The organism is Paenibacillus sp. MZ04-78.2 (genome assembly GCF_024213375.1).
Classification (GTDB): domain Bacteria; phylum Bacillota; class Bacilli; order Paenibacillales; family NBRC-103111; genus Paenibacillus_G.
The window spans coordinates 1-2,595 of the sequence record NZ_JANAVJ010000101.1 but is presented as its reverse complement, the minus strand read 5'-3'; the positions used below and the strand labels follow the sequence as shown (position 1 = coordinate 2,595).

At 42.4% G+C, this 2,595-nt stretch carries 1 protein-coding gene; it reads right to left on the bottom strand.

The genetic code is table 11. The features are described 5' to 3' along the window. Positions 1-50 precede the first annotated feature (50 nt). Positions 51-2,513 carry a type I restriction-modification system subunit M gene (locus NLX71_RS26145; RefSeq protein WP_309248996.1) on the bottom strand — a complete coding sequence of 821 codons (2,463 nt, stop codon included), beginning with the start codon at positions 2,511-2,513 and terminating at the stop codon, positions 51-53. Between the last annotated feature and the right edge of the window lie 82 nt (positions 2,514-2,595).

Sequence of the window (2,595 nt, the reverse complement as noted above, 5' to 3'; positions counted from 1 at the left end):
TGTGCGTCGTAATCAGTTACGTATATGATCTCATGAATCCCGTCGTTTTTCTAGGTGTGGAGGATTTGACGCTTACCCGTAAGCGGAACAATCCATTTTCGTTCAAGCAATTCCAGCGCCTGCTCGTCGGACAGCGCTTCAATAGCTTCCTTGGTTTTTATATGCAAAGCTGCGGCATCCGCTTTTACTTGTGCTTTTACTTCCTTTTCTTCGGCCATCAGCCTATTTACTTTTATAATTTTTGCTTCAAAGGATTCTTCCGGGAATTCAAAAACAGATTGAAGTTCTGCTAAATAAGCAATTATTGTTTTTTTAGCATAGGTGCCATCGTGGCTTACTTCCATATTGGACCATACGACTTCGTCGTGTGCACTGATAAAGGCAAGTTTTTCGGCTTTCCTGGAAAGTAGGATATAAGCGTTAAGAGCCTTAATTTCCTCGGTATCGACGTCAGCATAAATTTCTTTTATTTTTTCGCTGACTTCTTTAGCGACGAACGCATCATTGGACTCGTTTGTCACATTTGAATCCTTTTCTTCTTCGGAAAGTGAATCGAGAATTTCAACATATTCAGAGGAGATTTCGGCAAGGCGACCCTCTTTTTGCATGACCGCTTCATATTCATCCAATAGAAGTGTCCGCTGTACAAGTTCAAACGGAATGACATGGCCGATCCAACCATCCTGGACTTCTTCCTCTTTGCCGTCCTTTTTCTTGATGACCATGTTGGGATCAACCTTCTTGACAGCGTTGAAGCCCTCTGTTTGAATGACTTCAAGATCAACGGATGTTTTTGCCCACTCATCAGCAAGAAATTGATAGGCTTCATATTTGTTAATAAGCGGAATGGAGGCAAGTCGGGTAAAAATTTCAGCACTCAATACTGCCTCTTCTTTTGAAATATTCAGGCTCGCCATATTGGTTATAAGCTCGCTTTTCATGAAACCTTCGAAGTCTCCGAAGGCATCCATGAAGTTGGAAATGAAAGCTTTTACAGCAGGATGCTCGTTGACAGTCTGTTCGATATTGCCAACTGTCAATTCAGCGTAAGGACCAGCACCATATGTAAACAATGCTTCCTTCAATCCCGGAAAAGCACTCCAGTACGCGTCGAGTTTATCAGTTTCGCTCATAGGAATGCCACCGAACATTGAAGCGTAGAGATCCCATTTCTCTGCGCCTTCTGAAGAATCAACATATCTAGGGATATTTAAGTTATATTCATTCCTACGAATTTCCTCACGGCTGACTTTTCTTGAGAATTTGTCAAGATCGGCTCTGGTCGTTACGGTTTCAACGATCTTCTTAATATCAGACGCTCTGAGCTTATTGTTCTTGCCAGCTTTCATAAAGCCTTTGGATGCATCAACAAACAGAACATCAGTATTCTCACGTTTTTGTTTCAACACCATGATGATCGTCTGAATACCGGTGCCAAAGAAAATATTGGCGGGGAGCCCTAGGATAGCATCAATGTGATTGCCTTCAATTAAATTTCTGCGAATCCCGCCCTCTTCACCGCCGCGGAACAGGACACCATGCGGAAGAACGATCGTCATGATGCCATCCGGCTTAAGATGGAACAAATCGTGAAGCAGGAAAGCATAATCGGCTTTTGATTTTGGAGCGAGTCCGAAACGTGCGTAGCGTGGGTCTGTTTCCTTATTGCTCGGATCCCAATGCTGAGAATATGGAGGATTGGAAACAACTGCATCCACATAAAGTGGATTGTACGTTTCAATCGGGTTGGCTTCATCAAAGTATGGCCAATCATCCTCCAAAGTGTCACCATTTCGGGTTACGATATTATCCGGAAGAATGCCGCGCATAACTAAATTCATACGAGTCAAATTGTATGTATTCTGCTTTAATTCCTGTGCAAAATACTTGATATTGTCTTCATCATCAATATACTTGGCAACAGAACGACCAATATTGATCAAAAGAGAGCCCGAACCGCTCGTCGGGTCATAAATGTTGATTTCCGACCTGTCCTTTAAATGACCTGCAACAATTTCGGACATAAGAAGGGATACTTCATGCGGCGTGTAAAACTCGCCTGCCTTCTTTCCGGCATTGGCTGCAAACATGCTAATCAAATATTCATAAATGAAGCCAAGGACATCGTAGTCCTGCCTTCCATTCATTGGAATGTCTTTAATCATATGAATCAGATCGCTGATCGCCTTGGTTCTAGAAGCGGAGCTGTCACCGAGTTTGCTCAAACCAACCTGCAAGGTATTGAATATACCCTCGAATACCATCTTATAAGAGGGATTAATCAGACGGTTAAATGCTGACAAAGCATCTGTGACATTAGACACATCGAAATCTTTGCCCATTTTGAGCCAGGTTGAGAACAAGTCCTTGTACGCAATAAAATATCCGATACGTTCACGAATATACTTTACGGTTTCGGCATCAGATTCAATAAGCGTCTCGATGTCTTCCTGGGGAAAGCCATCTTCTTTCAGAAACTTTAACTCCCTGTCCGAAAGATACTTATAAAATATGAAGCCTAGTACACCATCAATCCTTAAATTGTGGGTAAAGACGTTTTAGTTTGATTCTTGCTTCGTCGGTGGTAAACTGCCA